Source organism: Pseudomonas sp. P1_C12 (assembly GCF_056406435.1).
On sequence record NZ_JBFUAE010000001.1, the window covers coordinates 282749 to 300314 of the forward strand.

The 17566-nt window shown below is 54.8% G+C and carries 15 protein-coding genes; 7 read left to right on the plus strand and 8 right to left on the minus strand.

Going from position 1 to position 17566, the window contains the following annotated elements:
• Positions 1–38: 38 nt before the first annotated feature.
• From AC1D19_RS01335 to AC1D19_RS01365, 7 genes are all read left to right on the plus strand, one after another.
• Positions 39–1076: a quaternary amine ABC transporter ATP-binding protein gene (locus tag AC1D19_RS01335; protein ID WP_477762074.1), complete on the plus strand. Its 1038-nt coding sequence runs from the start codon at positions 39–41 to the stop codon at positions 1074–1076.
• A gap of 48 nt (positions 1077–1124) precedes the next feature.
• Positions 1125–2090 (plus strand): glycine betaine/L-proline ABC transporter permease ProW, encoded by a 966-nt coding sequence (gene proW / locus AC1D19_RS01340; RefSeq protein ID WP_477762075.1) that lies wholly within the window; start codon positions 1125–1127, stop codon positions 2088–2090.
• Between the two features lie 67 nt (positions 2091–2157).
• Positions 2158–3201, plus strand: a complete 1044-nt coding sequence (gene proX / locus AC1D19_RS01345; protein ID WP_458512341.1) for a glycine betaine/L-proline ABC transporter substrate-binding protein ProX — start codon at positions 2158–2160, stop codon at positions 3199–3201.
• Between the two features lie 85 nt (positions 3202–3286).
• On the plus strand, positions 3287–4636 hold the full coding sequence (locus AC1D19_RS01350; RefSeq protein ID WP_477762076.1) for an MmgE/PrpD family protein: 1350 nt from the start codon (positions 3287–3289) through the stop codon (positions 4634–4636).
• A gap of 48 nt (positions 4637–4684) precedes the next feature.
• On the plus strand, positions 4685–5719 hold the full coding sequence (locus AC1D19_RS01355) for a GlxA family transcriptional regulator (protein ID WP_477762077.1): 1035 nt from the start codon (positions 4685–4687) through the stop codon (positions 5717–5719).
• 98 nt (positions 5720–5817) lie between these two features.
• Positions 5818–6969 carry an MFS transporter gene (locus AC1D19_RS01360; RefSeq protein WP_477762078.1) on the plus strand — a complete coding sequence of 384 codons (1152 nt, stop codon included), beginning with the start codon at positions 5818–5820 and terminating at the stop codon, positions 6967–6969.
• A gap of 132 nt (positions 6970–7101) precedes the next feature.
• Positions 7102–7359, plus strand: coding sequence for a dimethylsulfonioproprionate lyase family protein (locus tag AC1D19_RS01365; RefSeq protein WP_477762341.1), 258 nt, complete (start codon positions 7102–7104; stop codon positions 7357–7359).
• A gap of 240 nt (positions 7360–7599) precedes the next feature.
• Here the strand turns inward: AC1D19_RS01365 and yddG are convergent, their stop codons facing one another.
• The 8 genes from yddG to AC1D19_RS01405 form a co-directional block, all read right to left on the minus strand.
• The gene (yddG, locus tag AC1D19_RS01370; RefSeq protein ID WP_477762079.1) at positions 7600–8505 is read right to left on the minus strand and encodes an aromatic amino acid DMT transporter YddG; all 906 of its coding nucleotides are present in this window, start codon (positions 8503–8505) and stop codon (positions 7600–7602) included.
• A 161-nt stretch (positions 8506–8666) separates the two neighbouring features.
• A complete protein-coding gene (gene folK / locus AC1D19_RS01375; RefSeq protein WP_477762080.1) occupies positions 8667–9236 on the minus strand; it encodes a 2-amino-4-hydroxy-6-hydroxymethyldihydropteridine diphosphokinase in 570 nt (189 codons plus the stop codon).
• Positions 9237–9415: 179 nt separating this feature from the next.
• Positions 9416–11866 carry a GcvT family protein gene (locus AC1D19_RS01380; RefSeq protein ID WP_477762081.1) on the minus strand — a complete coding sequence of 817 codons (2451 nt, stop codon included), beginning with the start codon at positions 11864–11866 and terminating at the stop codon, positions 9416–9418.
• Between the two features lie 53 nt (positions 11867–11919).
• Positions 11920–12777 (minus strand): formyltetrahydrofolate deformylase, encoded by an 858-nt coding sequence (purU, locus tag AC1D19_RS01385; RefSeq protein ID WP_123366517.1) that lies wholly within the window; start codon positions 12775–12777, stop codon positions 11920–11922.
• A gap of 10 nt (positions 12778–12787) precedes the next feature.
• The gene (locus AC1D19_RS01390) at positions 12788–13726 is read right to left on the minus strand and encodes an electron transfer flavoprotein subunit alpha/FixB family protein (RefSeq protein ID WP_477762082.1); all 939 of its coding nucleotides are present in this window, start codon (positions 13724–13726) and stop codon (positions 12788–12790) included.
• Complete coding sequence (locus AC1D19_RS01395; protein ID WP_477762083.1) at positions 13726–14475, minus strand: electron transfer flavoprotein subunit beta/FixA family protein; 750 nt, start codon at positions 14473–14475, stop codon at positions 13726–13728. Before AC1D19_RS01395 ends, AC1D19_RS01390 begins: the two co-directional genes overlap by 1 nt.
• Positions 14476–14690: 215 nt before the next feature.
• Positions 14691–16343, minus strand: a complete 1653-nt coding sequence (locus AC1D19_RS01400) for an electron transfer flavoprotein-ubiquinone oxidoreductase (protein WP_477762084.1) — start codon at positions 16341–16343, stop codon at positions 14691–14693.
• Between the two features lie 107 nt (positions 16344–16450).
• Positions 16451–17326: a LysR family transcriptional regulator gene (locus AC1D19_RS01405; protein ID WP_477762085.1), complete on the minus strand. Its 876-nt coding sequence runs from the start codon at positions 17324–17326 to the stop codon at positions 16451–16453.
• Between the last annotated feature and the right edge of the window lie 240 nt (positions 17327–17566).

A 17566-nucleotide genomic window follows, 5' to 3' on the forward strand; every position in this document is an offset into this window, starting at 1 on the left:
ATTCTTGATCTTACGTCGCATTTGCAGCAGGAGGGGTTATGAGTCTTGGTGACGAGATACTCTCGGTAAAAAACATTTACAAAGTCTTCGGCGCTCAGCCGAAGCTCGCGATGGAGATGCTGGCTCGCGGTGCTGACAAGAATGAAATTTTCAGCAAAACCGGTCAAGTCGTTGGCGTTTTTGATGCCAGTTTCTCCGTAAAACGTGGAGAGATTTTCGTCATCATGGGGCTTTCCGGTTCCGGCAAGTCGACGATGGTCCGATTGTTCAATCGACTGATCGAGCCAACCTCCGGAACGATCCATCTAAACGGCCAGGAAATTACAGGTCTGTCGGACGCTGATCTCCTCAGCGTTCGTCGCAAAGACATGAGCATGGTGTTTCAGTCGTTTGCCCTAATGCCCCACATGAGTGTGATCGACAACGTTGCTTTCGGCCTGGAAATCTCGGGTGTCGAGGAAAGTGAACGGCATAAACGTGCACTCGAGGCACTCAAACAGGTGGGGCTCGAGGGCCACGCCTATAGCTATCCGCACCAACTGTCCGGCGGTATGCAACAGCGGGTAGGCCTGGCCCGAGCGCTGGCCAACGATCCCGCCATCCTGCTGATGGACGAAGCCTTCTCGGCACTTGACCCGCTGATTCGCCACGAAATGCAGGGCGAACTGATCCGCCTGCAGGCAGAACAACATCGGACCATCATCTTCATCTCCCATGACATTGACGAAGCGATTCGCATCGGCCATCGCATTGCGATCATGGAGGGCGGCCGGGTAGTACAGATCGGTACACCACAAGAGCTGCTGTGCAACCCCGCGAACGATTACGTCAGGGCTTTCTTCAAAGGTTTTGATGCCTCGAAGATCCTTAAGGCTGGTGATGTTGCCAAAATCTGCGCAGAGCATCCGTACGCCATGGATCAAGCCACTCCTACGCTGCGCGACGATGTACTCCTGCAGGACGTCTTTCACATCGTTGCTGATGCCGTTAATCCAGTTGCTGTGCTGGATCGCCAAGGTGTGTTCAAAGGCACGATCTCCAAGAGCCTACTGCTCCAGACAATGAGCCGTCACTAATAGGCTCTACTCGCTGGCTTGCCAGGCTCGGACATTCAGGTGATTAGCATGAACGAATTCAGTTTTCTAGACCCGTTTCAATCCATCAACGTCCCTTTGGGCCAATGGGTAGAAGTTGCCCTGAATTATATGGTCCATAATTTCCGCGAGATATTTCGCTCGATAAGATGGCCTATCGACCAGGTACTTAACGGTATTCAGTACGGATTGCTGGCTATTCCTCCGTCAATATTCATTATTATTGCGACGCTCTTTGGCTGGCAGGTAGGTGGGAGAAAAATAGGTATCCTTTGCTTCGTTACGCTCACTCTATTAGGCGTGATCGGCGTGTGGAATGACGCCATGATTACCCTCGCCCTGGTGCTCACTTCACTGTTTTTCTGCGCAGTTATTGGCATACCGCTGGGTGTCCTGTGTGCCCGTAGTGACCGACTGGAGATGCTTCTGCGTCCGGTACTCGACGCCATGCAAACACTGCCTGCATTTGTTTATCTGGTCCCCGTCGTGATGCTGTTTGGTATCGGCAACGTACCGGGTGTACTGGTCACGATCATCTTTTCGGTAGCACCACTGGTCAGGCTCACCAATCTGGGAATTCGCCAGGTACCGGAAGACAAGGTTGAAGCGGCCCGGGCTTTTGGATGCACCCCACGCCAGATGCTGAGGCGGGTTCAACTTCCTTTAGCGGCACCGACAATCATGGCGGGTCTGAATCAGGCATTAATGTTGTCGCTTTCCATGGTGGTGATCGCGTCAATGATTTCGGTTGGCGGCTTGGGGATGATGGTACTTCGCGGGATTGGTCGCCTTGATATGGGCTTGGCAACCGTCGGTGGATTGGGGCTGGTGTTGCTGGCGATTTTCCTTGACCGGCTGACTCAGGCAATGGGCGAACGCAGTAACAGGGCAACCCAAGGGGAGCATTGGTATCAGACCGGCCCGGCGGGTGTCATTTATCGCCTGAAGAGAAAAAACACTGTTACAAAAATAGAAGTTAGTCCCAAAGAAAGTTAACTCGCCTAGCGGCGCGTCGGGAATCAAAAAAACTGCCAACATCTTAACCAAGCCAAGGTAAACGATAATGAACTTCACAACAGTCGGCATAAAACAGAAATTCATTCATTCTGTGGCACTTTTAGTACTAGCGGTTTCACCTGTTTTCGCATCGGCCGCCACGGCACAGCTGCCCGGAAAAGGGGTATCAATCACTCCCATTTTCCCGTCAATCGCCGAAGAGCGATTCCGCGGAGAGATTGCAATGGCGGGTCTCAAGGAATTGGGCTACGACGTTGAGACACCCAAGGAAACCGAGTACTCCACCATGATGGTAGCGATTTCCAATGGTGACGCTGATTTCTCAGTACATCTGTGGGAAGAGCTGCACAAATCTTTCTACCAGAAGGCCGGCGGCGATGAGACGATGGTGAAAACCGGCGACATTATGCCGGGTGTGTTGCAGGGCTACATGATCGATAAGAAAACGGCTGATGAGTATCACATCACCAATATCGAAGATTTGAAAAAGCCAGAAATTGCCAAGCTGTTCGACAGTAATGGCGACGGTAAAGCCGACCTGACAGGTTGCAACCCCGGTTGGGGCTGTGAGCTGATCATTGCCCACCATATGAAAGCCTATGGCCTGGAAAAAAGCGTCACAAATAACCAGGGCTCCTACTTTGCATTGATGGCTGACACCATCGCTCGTTATAAACAAGGCAAGCCGATTCTCTATTACACCTGGGTGCCTCAGTGGATCTCCGGTGTTCTGGTCGAAGGCAAAGATGTTGTCTGGTTAACCGTGCCGCGTACTGATCTTCCAGGTGGCAAAAACGATGTCAACACTACCTTTAATGGTAAAAACCTTGGTTTCGCCGTAGACAGTGTCAAAGCGGTAATCAACAAAGAGTTCGCCGAGAAAAATCCGGCTGCCGTGAAGTTCCTGTCTGAAATGCAGATCACTACCGACGATGAAAGCGCGCAAAATCTGAAAATGCACAACGGTGAAAAAAGTGCAGCTGACATAACTCGTCACGCCAAAGAATGGATCGCAGCCCATCGCGCGAAGTACGACAGCTGGCTGGCTGATGCACGAGCCGCGGCTAATACCGCCACCGTAAAAAACTAGTCCCTTCATTTAAATCTGCATAAAAGGTTGCCCTTCCCCGGCAACCTTTTATCCGTTTGGGCGTTCATCATTCAGGAATCATGAAATGCAGTTGTATTCATTCGTCCAGAATTTCAGTTACAAGGACGCGCCCCTGCATACACGCGAGCTGGTTAAAACTTGCCTGCTCGACATCATTGGTGTGGCCGCCGGTGCCCGCAACAATCAAACCAGCGTGATGCTCAAAACTTACGCTGACACCCACTACTCTGCCAACAAGCTGTCCAGCCGCCTCTGGTTCGACGGCAGAGCCGTACATCCATTGGGCGCCGCGTATGCAGGCGGCTTCTGCGTTGATAGCCTGGATGCACATGAAGGTCACTTCACCTCCAAGGGGCATGCGGGTGCAACCGTAGTCCCGGCCATTGTTGCATTGGTAGACGCGTATCGCAGTCAGGGCAAAGACATCAGCGGCGAGGAATTCCTCAGCGCACTGTGCATCGGTTACGAGACCGCCTTGCGGGCGGGCCAGGCATTGATGGCCACGGCCCCTGAATATCATGCCTCAGGCGCCTTTTCCGGGATCGGGGTCGTTTGCGCTGGCGCCCGCTTGCTGAAGCTTGATGAAACGACGTTCCGTCATGCACTGGGTATCGCGGAATACTTTGGCCCCAGGTGTCCGATGATGCGCCTGGTGAGTTTTCCGACGATGTTGCGTGACGCTCACGGTGCCGGGGCGTATGCCGGACTGAACGCACTACTGATGGCACAGCTCGGTGTCACCGGCGCTCCAGCCGCCACCGTTGAACCTTTGGAGATTTCCACTTTCTGGCGGGACATCGGAGCCCGCTGGGAGATCGACGAACAATATTTCAAACCGTGGCCGGTATGTCGCTGGGCGCAACCGGCACTCACGGCCATGACCGATTTGATGCGAGCACATCCGGTCATCACTGCTGAGTTGATCGAGGCCATAGAGGTCGAAACATTCCATGAGTCTGTGTGCTTGCAGGGGCATTTTCCGAAGAATGCGGACGAGGCCCAATATGCGCTGGCGTTCCCGCTGGCAGCCTTGATCGTTCGCGGGAAGCTGGGGCCAAAAGAGGTCACCGGCGATTCTATTCATGCGCCAGACATCTTGAGTATCAGCGAGAAAATAACCCTTCATGAGGCGCCTGACCTGTCTGCCAGGTTCCCAGAGGAAATCCTCTCCCGCGTCACGGTTACCCTGAAAGACGGCACGCGTCTTACGAGCCCAACCGCGACGGCCAAGGGCGACCCCGGCAACCCTATGTCGAGTGACGAACTCACTGCCAAGTACCATTTACTGGCTGATGACAGCTTGGGAACCACACTCAGCAATGCCATCAAGAACAGTGTTGAAGCATTGCCCGGTAGTGAAGACTGCCAATCATTCTTTGATTTGTTGCTGTCCGCTCCAAAAGCCGCTGCCTAGATTCCGCATCGGCTTCTTAGCTATTCGTTCAGGTGTCAAAGAGGATTTATGCCATTCGTATTCGAGAGCGTGCTCAAAGACAAGAACATGGGGTACTCCTATACGGCGGAGAAACCAATAAAGCCGCAGGCGGTGACTCGTGTAGCTTTCGTGCTTTTGAACAATTTCTCGATGATGTCATTTACCGGTGCTATCGATGCGCTGGTGACCGCCAACCTGATTAGCGAAACACCGGCGTTTGAGGTGTTGACTGTCGGCATCAAGAGCCGTTTGGTAATGAGCGATCTTGGAATTGCGATTTCAGCAGACCTGGAGCTATCACAACTACCGGGTCGTATCGACGTTCTCATCGTCGCCGGTGGTTTGCGAGTGAAGCTGGTCAGCGACCCGCTATTACGGCGCAAGCTACGTAACGTCGCCTCTCTTGGCGCGACCATGGGCGGTTTGTGGAACGGTGCATTTTTCCTGGCGGAAGCTCAGCTGATGGACGGTGTCGAGTGCGCCTTCCATCCAGATGGGCGAGCGATGATGGAGGATGTTTTCCCCAAAGTCCTGGTCTCTTGTCGAACTCACGTAATAGACAGAAACCGTATCACGTGCGCTGGCGCCAGCAGCTCGTTACGCATGATGCTGGAGCTCATCACCGCTAAACAAGGTGTGTCGCTGACCCATGCTGTCGAGGAAATACTCAGTTGTGATCAAACCACTGAAGTCTCTGGGATATCGACTGTCATAGTTGACTCTGACCCCACCTTGCCACAAACCCTGAAGCTCGCTTTAGAACTGATGCAAAAGAACATCGAAGAGCCCTTATCGATCGACGAACTGGCTGAGTGTGTGAACATTTCCCGACGACAATTGGAGCGTCGCTTCTGCCGTTTCGTGGGTGCCACGCCCACACGCTACTACCTTGAGCTGCGCTTGACTCGAGCACGACAGCTTATTCTGCAGAGCAATCGGCCGATCACCGATATCGCGATTGCGACCGGCTTCTGTAGTTTCGCCAACTTCCATATGCGCTTTCGTGACTTCTTTGGCGTCGCGCCAAGCAGTTATAGAGCAACGTATGAGCGCAGACGTTAAGTTTTCCGATACCCGGGCTCGCGACAAACATACAAAACCCGCACCGTCTAAGCCGAGTAAACGATGGCTAGCATCATCGATAAGGATTACCGAGAATTATGAATGCTCCATCGCCGGTGTTGGTACCCACGGCTAACCACAGCGAGCGGATGTCTACACGCATCGCCTTCCTTATCGCGGGCTTACTCATGTCCGCATGGGCACCTCTGGTCCCATTGGTTAAAGCCCGCGCTGGCCTGGACGATGGTGGCTTGGGGTTGCTGCTGCTTGGCCTGGGCGGTGGATCTATTGTGGCCATGCCCTTCGCTGGTTATCTCACTGCACACTATGGATGCCGCCCGATCGTAATCTGGGCGACGATTGTCTTGTGCGCCGTTTTTCCGCTGTTGAGCACCGTGGTCTGGCTGCCCGGCCTGGTCATAGCCGTCATTATCTTCGGTGCCAGTATGGGCATGCTTGATTGCGCCATGAACATACAGTCCGTCATCGTCGAGAAAAACAGCGGACAGGCACTTCAATCCGGCTTTCATGGCCTTTACAGCGTCGGAGGCATATTGGGCGCCGGGGCGATGACTGCTCTACTGACCTTCGGCCTGGATCCGTTGATTGCTGCGCTCTGCATCGTTGCCACCGTTTTGGGAGCGCTTTACAAGGCAGCGCCTGCTTTTCTGACTTATGGCACCGAACGGGGTGGGCCATTGTTCGCGGTGCCCAGGGGTATCGTGCTGTTTTTAGGGGCGCTCTGTTTCATCGTCTTCCTCACTGAAGGCGCAATCCTCGACTGGAGCGCGGTTTTCCTTGTCTCGAGCCGAGGGTTAGAGCCGAGCATCGCCGGCTTGGGCTACGCATCCTTCGCCGCTGCGATGACGCTGGGCCGCCTGACAGGAGATGCCATCGTCAGCAAACTAGGCGGCGTGCGCGTCGTTTCGCTTGGCGGACTCTGCGCAGCCGCAGGCATGATCGTGTCGCTTGGAATCGATGGTTGGGCCGCGTCCTTGATTGGCTACGCGCTGGTCGGGGCTGGATGCTCAAACATTGTCCCTGTGCTCTTTACCGCTGTAGGCCGCCAGCAACGTATGCCACAGACGGTAGCCATCCCCGCTGTCATCTCGATGGGCTACGCGGGCATTCTGATCGGTCCCGTATTTATCGGAGCGGTCGCCCATCTGAGCACCTTGTCATTCGCTCTTGGCTGCGTAAGTGTTCTGCTGGTTTTTGTCAGTACGACAGCTCGATTACTTCGCAATTAACCGAGTTTTTTCAGGCGTGATTCAGCATTGACCATTGCGAATCGAGCTCAATCGTTCAGAGCCGGGAGACATCTCGATGGATGTTTCACTGAATTCTGAAAAGTGACCTGCCCTTACCTGAAACCCACGGTAGTGCAGGCATTGACTGATGCTCCCCCAAAGGAACGGGACTTCAAGATTTTACTATCGGCGCTTGAGGTCCTGCTGTCCAGTAGTCGCTCGATACAGCGATCCGCTTCAGAAGCGGACGATGACGCGTTCGAAGAAAAGCACCGACATGTGCTGATTCTCGGCAACGGCGCGCTGTTTGAATGTTCAACTATGACTGTGGGGTTGGCGGTGATGGAGCCCGGACTTTGTTATCCGTACCACAAGCATCCTCCGGCATAGTGTTATGTCGTTTTATCGGAAGCTTAAACGGCAAATAATTGGAGTGAAGTTTGCCACCGACATACCTGACAACCAGCACCGAACCCCGCCCTCCACTTCGATACAAGGCGCCTATGTCTCGTTTGATGCCATCACCGGCGCCCCTGTTCCCGTGTTCGCGAGCCGCCATCATTAGCTATAAAGGTAAAGTTGCTCCCCGAGAAGCAGTGCAACGAATTCCGCTATCGAGGGTATGAGTTTTCAGCAGTCCGCTGAGTTTGTAAGTTGTCGTGTCGCCCGCCAGCATATGAGCGAACCGGCAGTTACCAGCAGCGCGCCCTGCCAAAACTGCGCTTTTAAATCGACCCCCAGCCATACAGCCGCGAATGCCGATGACAAGACCGGTGCGGAGTACGACAAGGTAGCCAGCAACGTGAGATCTCCCCGCGAAATACCAACGTTCCATAGAGCGTAACCACCTGCCATAGCGATGCCAGCGACAATCAGCTCCAAGCTACTGCCGATAGTGAAAGCGGAAATCTTCTCACTGCTAAAAGCGTACTTCAGCCAAAGTATGCCCGCTGTCAAAATGAAAAACAAAACGACAAGATTCGCCCCTCCCCCATACTTTCGTGTGACATTGCAGTACAAAGCAAACGTAATCGCGCACGCTAATGCGAGGCTGTAACTGAGAGGGTTGGACTCAACATTAGAAACGAGGCGAGGCAGTGATGCCCCATCGCCACTCACCACCCACACGATGCCGAAAAGAGCCGGCAGCGTACCTGGAACGATAATCCAGCGTGTCTTTTGTCCGTTCATGATGATGGCAAGCAGAACGGTCAGACAAGGCCACAAGTAATTCACCACACCCAGCTCGATTGCTTGTGTTCGATTGCTGGCAAAGCCTAGAGCGAGTGAAAGGCACACCTCGTTCGCAACAAAAAGGGCGCTTCCCACTATGAGATAAAACGTGGATGTCGAACGCAACTGCGGTCGTCCCAAAAACCCAAGAAACATGAGTGCACCCACTGAAAAGATCATTGCCGCACCGCCCACTGGGGCAAAATCTTCGCTGACGCTCCTTAAAATTCCGGGGGCAGTGCTCCACATCGCTATCGCCGCTAATCCACACGCAGTGGCTGCACGCTCACCTCTAATCTGCATCTTTCCCTCTCGCTCTAATAGCGGTGAGTCTATGTGTTTTGCTTTCCTGTGGTCGCCTAGTTAATGGAAACTAAAGGCCACTTTTCCAGACAGATCGACGGTCTATGGGAATGCAGTGCCCATTCGGGCGCAACTTCAACCCCCAACAGGCGCAATATCGCCTATGAAAAGCTGGATTTAGAAACGCCGAAGTCGGCATGCTGAATCGACGGCACGGCGGGCGGGACCCTCTTGATATGCTCCGAAGTCTTCACCATCACCGGTCGGTTTCGCCCGACTACCTGATGCTCAATTTCCCGCCAGATGCCGCTGAACGTCACCCCGGAAATGGGGTGAGTATCGTGCGGAGCAAGCATGGAGATCGGCAGCATGACGTAGGGACTTTCGACAAGATCACGTCTTGGCAAAACACCCCCCTTGAATTCACCGACATAACGGCCGTACAGAAGCACGTCAATATCAATAGGCATGACCAGGAATGGCTTACATCGACGGAGGTATTTCGACTCGAAGCGTTTTATCACTCGAGAGAGTTTTTCCAGCGATAGATCGGTTTTCCCGCACATCACCAGATTGAAAAAAGCACGACCGCGTGCACCCACCGGCGCGGAGGAGTACACCGGAGAACATAGCCCATCACTCAGTAATGCAAAGAGAAAATCCAGCGCGTACTGCAGGTTCAATTCCCGTTCGTGATTACTGCCCAACCCCAGATACACCAGCGTCGACATGGCAGTGAATTTCCTCGTAGGTGTTAGGTTTCGATTCTTACTTGCCCAGCCATTTATTCAGCGCTTGCCAAGCCCATCGGTACACAGCGGCCATACAACAGCCACTGCGATTTAATCGACTTGTTTTTTGTCTGTCACGCTCACTGCCCCGTTCACCGGGACAGGACAGCGCGAATATGTCAGCACTTGATGTTTGTCATCTCTGGATCATAGAAAGCGCGCAGGCTGGCTTCTACCTCGTATTTTTGCGCCGCAATTTCAATTTCATACTTGCCCTCCTTGACCCAATCAGCACTCACACCTGTGCCATTACACACATATCCCATCGCCACGTTGCCGCCGATGAAATGACCGTACATTCCGGACGTGGTGCGGCCTACGATTTCTCCGTTTCGGAAGATCGGCTCCTCGTGGTAACTGGTGGCCTCGGGGTCCAGGAACTTAAACAACACCATACGTTTTTTAACGCCTTCGGCTTTCTGCTTGAGCAACGCTTCCTTGCCAATAAAACCACCCGCCTTATTGAAATCAGAAGCGAAGGACAGGCCGGCCTCAAGTGGGGTGTCTTCCTCCATCACGTCGTGACCGAAGTGGCGATAACCCTTCTCGATGCGCAACGAGTTCAACGCATGGTAGCCACAGAGTTTCAGACCATGCGGTTCACCGGCGGCAACGATACGGTCGAACACATCAGGGGCAAATTCGGTAGGGATATAAAGCTCCCAGCCCAGCTCACCCACGTAAGTGATCCGCGAGGCGCGTACTCGGGCGTAGCCCAACTCGATCTCTCGCGAGGTCGCGAACGGGAACCCTTCATTGGAAAGGTCATCGGTGGTAAGTGGTTGCAACAGATTGCGGGCGTTGGGACCCATGACACTAATTACAGCCATCGATGAGGTGACGTCGGTGATCACTACATTGGCCTCCGCCGGCGTATTGCGGCGCAGCCAATTCAATTCACGGCTCTGTGTCCATGGGCCGGTGACGATCAGGAAAGACTCTTTCTCCAACCGTGTTACGGTCAGGTCCGCTTCGATGCCACCGCGTTCGTTGAGCCACTGGGTGTAAACGATCTTGCCGGGTTCGACATCGATATTGTTACTGCAGATGCGGTTCATGACCGACATTGCATCACGCCCTTGCACCAGGATTTTGGCGAAGGAACTCTGATCGAACAACCCCACGGTCTTGCGCACTGCCAAGTGTTCGGCAGCCGACCAATCGAACCAGTTCTGCTTGCCCCAGCTGTAGCCGTATTCAGGCTTCACGCCTTCAGGGGCGAAGAAGTTTGCGCGCTCCCAGCCGACCACTTCGCCATAGCAGGCATTTGCAGCGACGAGGCGATCGTGAAGGATACTCTTACGGGCGTTTCGAGCGGTTTCAAACTGACGGAATGGCCAATGCATCGCATAGAGCAATCCGAGGCCTTCGGTGGTGCGGTCGTACAAGTATTGCGAGTTGCCCTGGAACGGCAGGTTGCGCTTGATATCCACGTCCCACAGATCCATCGGCGCATGGCCCTTGGCGATCCACTCGGCCAGCACTTTGCCGGCGCCACCTGCCGACTGGATGCCGACCGAGTTGAAACCGGCAGCGACAAAATAGTTACGCAGTTCCGGTGCCTCACCCAAGTGATAGCGATCGTCCGGAGTAAAGCTTTCTGGCCCATTAAAGAATACTTGCAGGCCGGTTTTTTCCATTGCCGGAATACGGCGGATGGCCGCTTCAAGATAGGGTTCAAGATGGTCAAGATCAGGGGGCAGCTCATCGAAGCAGAAGCTGTCGGGAATCCCTTCGTGGCCCCAAGGTTTGGCGTTCGGCTCGAATGTACCCACCAACAGTTTGCCGGCGTCGGTCTTGAAGTAGTTATAGTTATCCAGGTCGCGCAGTGTGGGCAGCATGATGCCGTTGATTTCCGGCATCGGCTCGGTCACGACATAGAAGTGCTCCGCCGCGTGCAGTGGGATGTTGACTCCGGCCTTCTTGCCAAAATTGCGTGCCCACATACCGGCACAGTTGACGACGAACTCGGCGTCGATATCACCTTGAGCGGTCACCACACCTGCGGCTTTCCCGTCCTTGATCTTGATGTCCAGAACCTGGGTGTTCTCGATGATCCGCGCACCGCCCATGCGAGCTCCCTTGGCCAACGCCTGGGTCACGTCCACCGGATTCACTACGCCGTCCAAAGGCAGATAAACACCGCCGACGATGTCATCGATGTTCAGTAGCGGCCACAGATCCAGCGCTTGCTCAGGGTTCACCACCTCGCAAGGGAAGCCGCACAACTTTGCCATCGAGGCGCCACGCTTAAGCTCGGTGAATCGCTCCTGGTGGGTGGCGATGCTCAGCGAACCATTGCGAACGAAGCCAGTTGCCTGCCCGGTTTCCGCTTCCAGGCCTTCGTACAAGCCGGCACTGTATTTGGCCAGCATGCTCATGTTGTAAGTCGCACGCAGAGTCGGCACCAGGCCGGCCGCATGCCAGGTGGTACCGCAGGTCAGCGTCTTGCGCTCCAGCAACACCACATCTTTGATGCCCAGTTTGGTCAGGTGATAGGCGACGCTACAACCGATTACCCCACCACCGACGATGACTACGCGAGCTGAGCTCGGAATATTATTGCTCATGTAAAAACTCCATGGTCGGCGCCCTCAGCGGGCAACCGACTCGACGATTGGGGTTACAAAACGACGGTTTTATTGCCGTACACCAGTACGCGGTCTTCAAGATGGTTTCGAAGCCCTCGCGCCAGTACGGTTTTCTCGACGTCCTTGCCCAGCCTGACCAGGTCATCGACGGTTTGCTCATGGCTGACCCGTGCAACGTCCTGCTCGATGATCGGCCCTTCATCAAGCTCTTCGGTGACGTAGTGACAGGTCGCACCGATCAGCTTCACCCCGCGGCGAGAGGCCTGGTGGTAGGGCTTGGCACCGATGAATGACGGCAGAAAGCTGTGGTGGATGTTGATGACCTTGTGTCGGTATTTCTCGCACAGGTTTTGCGGAAGAATTTGCATGTACCGCGCCAATACGATGCAGTCGGCGCGGTACTCATCGATCAGTCGTTCGGTCCGGGCAAAACCTGCTGACTTGTTGTCCTTGTCCACCGGGACGTACTCGAAAGGAATGCCGTACCACTCCACCAGGCTGCGCAGGTCTTCATGGTTTGAGATCACGCAAGCAATGTCACAGACCAGATCGCCGGTCTTCCAGCGGTCCAGCAGGTCAGTCATGCAGTGCGAGCCTTTGCTGCACATCAACACCACACGTTTGCGTTGATCACTGTCCACCAGCCGCCAGTTCATGGTCATTTCCTGAGCCAGTGGTTCAACCTTGCGGCGTAGTGCCTCCATATCAAAGGGCAGCGAATCGGCTCGCACCACCATACGGCTGAAGAAGCGGTTGCTTTCTTCATCCGAGAACTGAGAAGCCTCTTCAACCCAACCGCCGTGGTTGGCAAACAGACCGGCAGTGCGGGTGATGATCCCTACACGATCAGGACAATCGAATGCGAAGGTGTAGGTACGCTTAGTATTCATTTCAGGCTCCTCAAGACAGTGCAGCTTCAAGCGCGGGGACGGCTTCAAACAGATCAGCAACCAGGCCGTAGTCGGCGATACGGAAAATCGGTGCGTCTTCATCCTTGTTGATCGCAACGATGATTTTTGAATCTTTCATGCCCGCCAAATGTTGGATGGCGCCCGAAATACCCACAGCGATGTACAGCTGTGGCGCAACGATCTTGCCGGTCTGGCCGACCTGCATGTCATTGGAAACAAACCCGGCATCGACGGCGGCCCGGGATGCTCCAACCGCCGCGCCGAGCTTGTCGGCAACTTTTTCCAACAGGGCGAAATTCGCCCCACTGCCCATTCCACGACCACCCGCAACGATGATCTTGGCGGAGGTCAGCTCGACCCGCTCAGACACGCTGAAGTCGGCACTGACAAACCTGGAGAGGCCAGTTTCGTGGGCAAGTGTGAGAGCCGTGACAGCAGCGCTGGCTGTGGATTTTTCTGCTGCCGCAAATGCCGTGGTGCGTACCGTCAGAACTTTTACCGGATCAGCACTTTCAACGGTGACCAAGGCATTGCCGGCATAAAACGGACGCACAAAGCGACTGGCTGAAATGATTTCCACCACGTCGCTGATCTGGGCCACGTCGAGCAACGCCGCTACGCGTGGCAACAGGTTTTTGCCAAAAGCGGTTGAAGCGGCCAGCACATGGCTGTAGGCCGACGTTGTCACCAGCTCAGTTATCAGTGCCGCCACGTTTTCGACACCTTGGTCAGCGTAGGCAGGGGCATCAGCGATCAACACCTGATTGACTCCGGTGAAGGTTGCGATTTCTTTCGCAACGCGACCGGCATGCTTTCCGGCGACCAGAACTTCAACCGACGCGTCAAGGCGTGCAGCGGCGGTCAATGCATTCAAGGTTGCCAGCTTGAGCACTCCATCGTGATGCTCAGCAATCAACAAAACAGCCATCAGATCACCCCCGCTTCGTTCTTCAGCTTTTGGACCAGTTCTTCCACGCTACTCACGCGAACACCTGCCTTGCGCTCTTGAGGTGCACTCACCTTGATGACTTTCAGCCGTGGAGCAATGTCGATCCCCAGCTCATTGCCCTCGATAATTTCCAGAGGCTTTTTCTTGGCCTTCATGATGTTGGGCAGCGATGCGTAGCGTGGCTCGTTCAAGCGCAGGTCAGCAGTTATCACGGCAGGCAGATGAAGGCTCCGGGTTTCCAGGCCACCGTCGACTTCGCGGGTCACGTTGACCCATTCCCCGACCACCTTGATGTCCGAGGCGAAAGCGCCTTGAGAACTGCCCATCAAAGCGGACAACATCTGGCCGGTCTGGTTGTTGTCCCCATCGATGGACTGTTTACCCAACAGCACGATGCCGGGTGCTTCGCGCTTGACCACTTCGTTGAGCAACTTGGCGATGGCCAGCGGTTCAAGATCGCTCGCCGATTTGATCAGCACGGCGCGGTCCGCCCCCATGGCCAGCGCTGTACGCAATTGTTCCTGGCAAACATCCGGTCCCACGGAAACTGCGATCACCTCACTGGCTTGCCCGCTTTCCTTCAATTGCAACGCCGCCTCGACCGCGATCTCACAAAAGGGGTTGATCGACATCTTTACGTTGCTCAACTCCACGTCAGACTCATCCGTCTTGACCCGGACCTTGACGTTAGCGTCCAGGACCCGCTTCACCGCCACCAGCACCTTCATATCTACCTCCGAATAAGTCCATGACTGCTTCAGACGGATGCTATAAGCCTCAATAACCTCTTACAAACGATCTATCTAGCACTCATGAATAAGGTGTGCTTATTCATATTGCTGGTGCAGCGCGCAAAAAAAACCCGGCATACGCCGGGTTAAAAGCCATCCAATCCTCTCGTTTTCACAACCCTCTCTCGCGATATGCGAAGCGTCTGATTTCCTTACATGCTGGTGTAATTAGGGCCACCGCCCCCTTCGGGAGCGCGCCAAGTAATATTTTGGCTCGGGTCCTTGATGTCACAGGTCTTACAATGCAAACAGTTTTGCGCATTGATCTGGAAACGCTTTTGCTCCGCATCCTCAACCACCTCGTACACCCCGGCCGGGCAGTAGCGCTGTGCGGGTTCGGCATAGGTCGTCAGATTGAAAGCGATCGGCAGCTGCGCATCCCTGAGCATTAAATGGCAGGGCTGATCTTCTTCGTGGTTGGTGTTAGACAGATAAACCGAAGAGGTCTTGTCAAAACTCAGCACATTGTCCGGTTTGGGGTAGTCAATGGCCTTCGCTTGATCGGCGCGCACCATAGTCGAGTAATCGGCACGCGTGTCACGCAAGGTCCAGGGTGTTTTTCCCTTAAGCAGATTTAAGTCGAACCACGCATAAGCCGCGCCGATCAGGCTGCCGAAGCGATGCAATGCGGGACCAAAATTACGTTGCTGGTGCAACTCCTCATGAATGGAGGAGTTTTTGAATCGGATCGCATAGTCTGCCAGATCCTGGCCAGCCGCCTCATCAACGAGCAGGGCTTCAAAGATTGTCTCCGCGGCCAGGATTCCGGACTTCATCGCCGTGTGCGAGCCTTTGATTTTGGCGAAATTCAAGGTGCCAGCGTCACAACCGATCAACAAACCACCCGGAAAATGCATCTTGGGCAGCGACTGCAGCCCGCCTTTGGCAATCGCTCGGGCACCGTAGCTGATGCGCGATCCACCCCGCAGGAATTGCTCATAGAGCGGATGGTGTTTGAGTTGCTGCAGCTCGTCGAAAGGAGAGAGAAATGGATTGCGGTAGTTGAGGTCAACGACTTGGCCGATCACGACCTGGCGATTGTCGAGGTGATACATGAAAGCGCCACCTTGGGCGCCACTCACGGTCAAGGGCCACCCGGTACTGTGAATCACCAAGCCCGGGACATGTTGCTCGGTCGGAATCTCCCAGACCTCTTTGATACCCAGACCGTAATGCTGAGGGTCAGAATCAGCGTCGAGCCGATATTGATGGATCAATTGTTTGCCCAAGTGACCTCGGCAACCTTCAGCAAACACCGTCTGCTTGCCAATCAACTCGATACCTGGGGTGAAACTCCCTTTTTGATTGCCGGATCGATCGACGCCCATGTCAGCAGTGACCACGCCCTTGATTCGTCCCTGCTCGTCATACAGAACATCGGCGGCGGGAAAGCCGGCAAACACATCGACTCCCAGTGCTTCAGCCTGCTGACAGAGCCAACGACAGACGTTCCCCAGGCTGACAATGTAATTGCCTTCGTTGTGCATCGTCTCGGGAGCCAAGACACCCGGCACCCTGATCGACAGGCGCGACGACGACAGATAATAAATCTCGTCCGAACTCACCGGCGATTGCAGCGGTGCGCCCATCTCGCCCCATTCGGGAAACAACTCGTTGAGAGCCGAAGGCTCGAACACAGCGCCGGACATAATGTGCGCACCGATCTCGGCGCCCTTTTCCACCAGACACACAGAGAGCTCTCGCCCTGCTTCCAGCGCCAGTTGCCGCAGGCGAATCGCGGTGGACAACCCAGCGGGTCCGCCACCCACTACGACTACATCGAATTCCATTGCATCGCGTTGCATCACAGCCTCCAGGCATTGAATCGTGCCTCTGGAGCCCATGCTACGAGCGCCTCTGACGTCGCAACAAACGATGTATCCATCACTGATTAATAAGCGGAGCTAATTCGTTACCGAAGTTCAGATTCCAGCCAGGTACAAAATGCCTGGGCTGCTCCCGACAGGGGTTTGCTAAGTGGCTTGAGCAAATAGAACCCCGCCAGGCTCTCGATGCTCTGGTCCAGCGGAGAAACGAGTTGACCGCGAAGCCTGGACTTCTCGACCAGTTCCTCATTGAGCAAGCACACACCCGCGTTTTCGATGGCCATGCTGGCGGCAATGGCATAGCTGTCTACATAGAACCGCTGGTAGTTCTCCGCCTCGCCCTGGGGATGCGAGGCCAGCCAATCGCTCCAACCGTTGGGCGTACCCAATACATCGATAAGCGCCAGGCTCAGCAGGCCGCCCGCGCTGCGCAGCATGGCCGCAACATCCAGTGAGCAGTAGGGCCGCAATTCGGTGGAAAGCAGTTGCTGGACATCATATTGCTGCCAGTTGCCGGAGCCGTAGCGTATCTCAAGCTCTGCGCTACTCGGCGGCGCATCGGCTTCCCAGTTCACGCCATACATGCGCAGTGAGATTTGCGGATACAACTCGGCAAATCGCTCCATTCGCGGTGCTAGCCAGAGCTGCGCGAAGGAGTTGTTCACGCTGATCTCAAGAACGCCCTGCGCCACCGAGCTGAAGATATTGTTCATACCCTGATGCATGTGCCAGAGGCCCTCTCGAACCACCGCCAGGTACGCTCGGCCCGATACGGTCAGTTGAATCGAACGGGTCTGACGCTGAAAAAGCGGCTTGCCGAGCTTGTGCTCCAGCAACTTGATCTGTTGGCTGACTGCCGACTGACTCATGTTCAACTCGATGGCCGCCGCGGAAAAGCTCAAATGACGACCTACCGACTCAAACGTTCGCAGCCAGTTCAGCTGAAGGTTGGTCAAAGACATGGACAATCTCCCATTAGCCCTACTTATAAATATAGGCCGTATACATCGTTTGTAGCGGCTACTCAACCACCTTAGCATTCACCGCACCTGCCCTGATCGCCAGCGACGGTGTTTTCCAACCACCCTCTCAAAAGATGGCATTGGGTTGCCTCTTCGGAGGAGCTAGCGGCTCTGGGAAAGGGAACTTGCCGTGCAGATATTGAGTGAAACATATCCGGCAAAGATGATTCGTGGCTGCCT

Excerpts from the sequence above, each read along its gene's own strand:
- AC1D19_RS01380 (WP_477762081.1), bottom strand. The coding sequence starts at position 11,866 with ATGAGCAATAATATTCCGAGCTCAGCTCGCGTAGTCATCGTCGGTGGT.
- AC1D19_RS01405 (WP_477762085.1), bottom strand. The coding sequence starts at position 17,326 with ATGTCTTTGACCAACCTTCAGCTGAACTGGCTGCGAACGTTTGAGTCG.
- AC1D19_RS01355 (WP_477762077.1), top strand. The coding sequence starts at position 4,685 with ATGCCATTCGTATTCGAGAGCGTGCTCAAAGACAAGAACATGGGGTAC.
- AC1D19_RS01395 (WP_477762083.1), bottom strand. The coding sequence starts at position 14,475 with ATGAAGGTGCTGGTGGCGGTGAAGCGGGTCCTGGACGCTAACGTCAAG.
- AC1D19_RS01360 (WP_477762078.1), top strand. The coding sequence starts at position 5,818 with ATGAATGCTCCATCGCCGGTGTTGGTACCCACGGCTAACCACAGCGAG.
- AC1D19_RS01400 (WP_477762084.1), bottom strand. The coding sequence starts at position 16,343 with ATGCAACGCGATGCAATGGAATTCGATGTAGTCGTAGTGGGTGGCGGA.
- purU (WP_123366517.1), bottom strand. The coding sequence starts at position 12,777 with ATGAATACTAAGCGTACCTACACCTTCGCATTCGATTGTCCTGATCGT.
- proX (WP_458512341.1), top strand. The coding sequence starts at position 2,158 with ATGAACTTCACAACAGTCGGCATAAAACAGAAATTCATTCATTCTGTG.
- AC1D19_RS01390 (WP_477762082.1), bottom strand. The coding sequence starts at position 13,726 with ATGGCTGTTTTGTTGATTGCTGAGCATCACGATGGAGTGCTCAAGCTG.
- AC1D19_RS01335 (WP_477762074.1), top strand. The coding sequence starts at position 39 with ATGAGTCTTGGTGACGAGATACTCTCGGTAAAAAACATTTACAAAGTC.
- AC1D19_RS01350 (WP_477762076.1), top strand. The coding sequence starts at position 3,287 with ATGCAGTTGTATTCATTCGTCCAGAATTTCAGTTACAAGGACGCGCCC.
- proW (WP_477762075.1), top strand. The coding sequence starts at position 1,125 with ATGAACGAATTCAGTTTTCTAGACCCGTTTCAATCCATCAACGTCCCT.
- yddG (WP_477762079.1), bottom strand. The coding sequence starts at position 8,505 with ATGCAGATTAGAGGTGAGCGTGCAGCCACTGCGTGTGGATTAGCGGCG.
- folK (WP_477762080.1), bottom strand. The coding sequence starts at position 9,236 with ATGTCGACGCTGGTGTATCTGGGGTTGGGCAGTAATCACGAACGGGAA.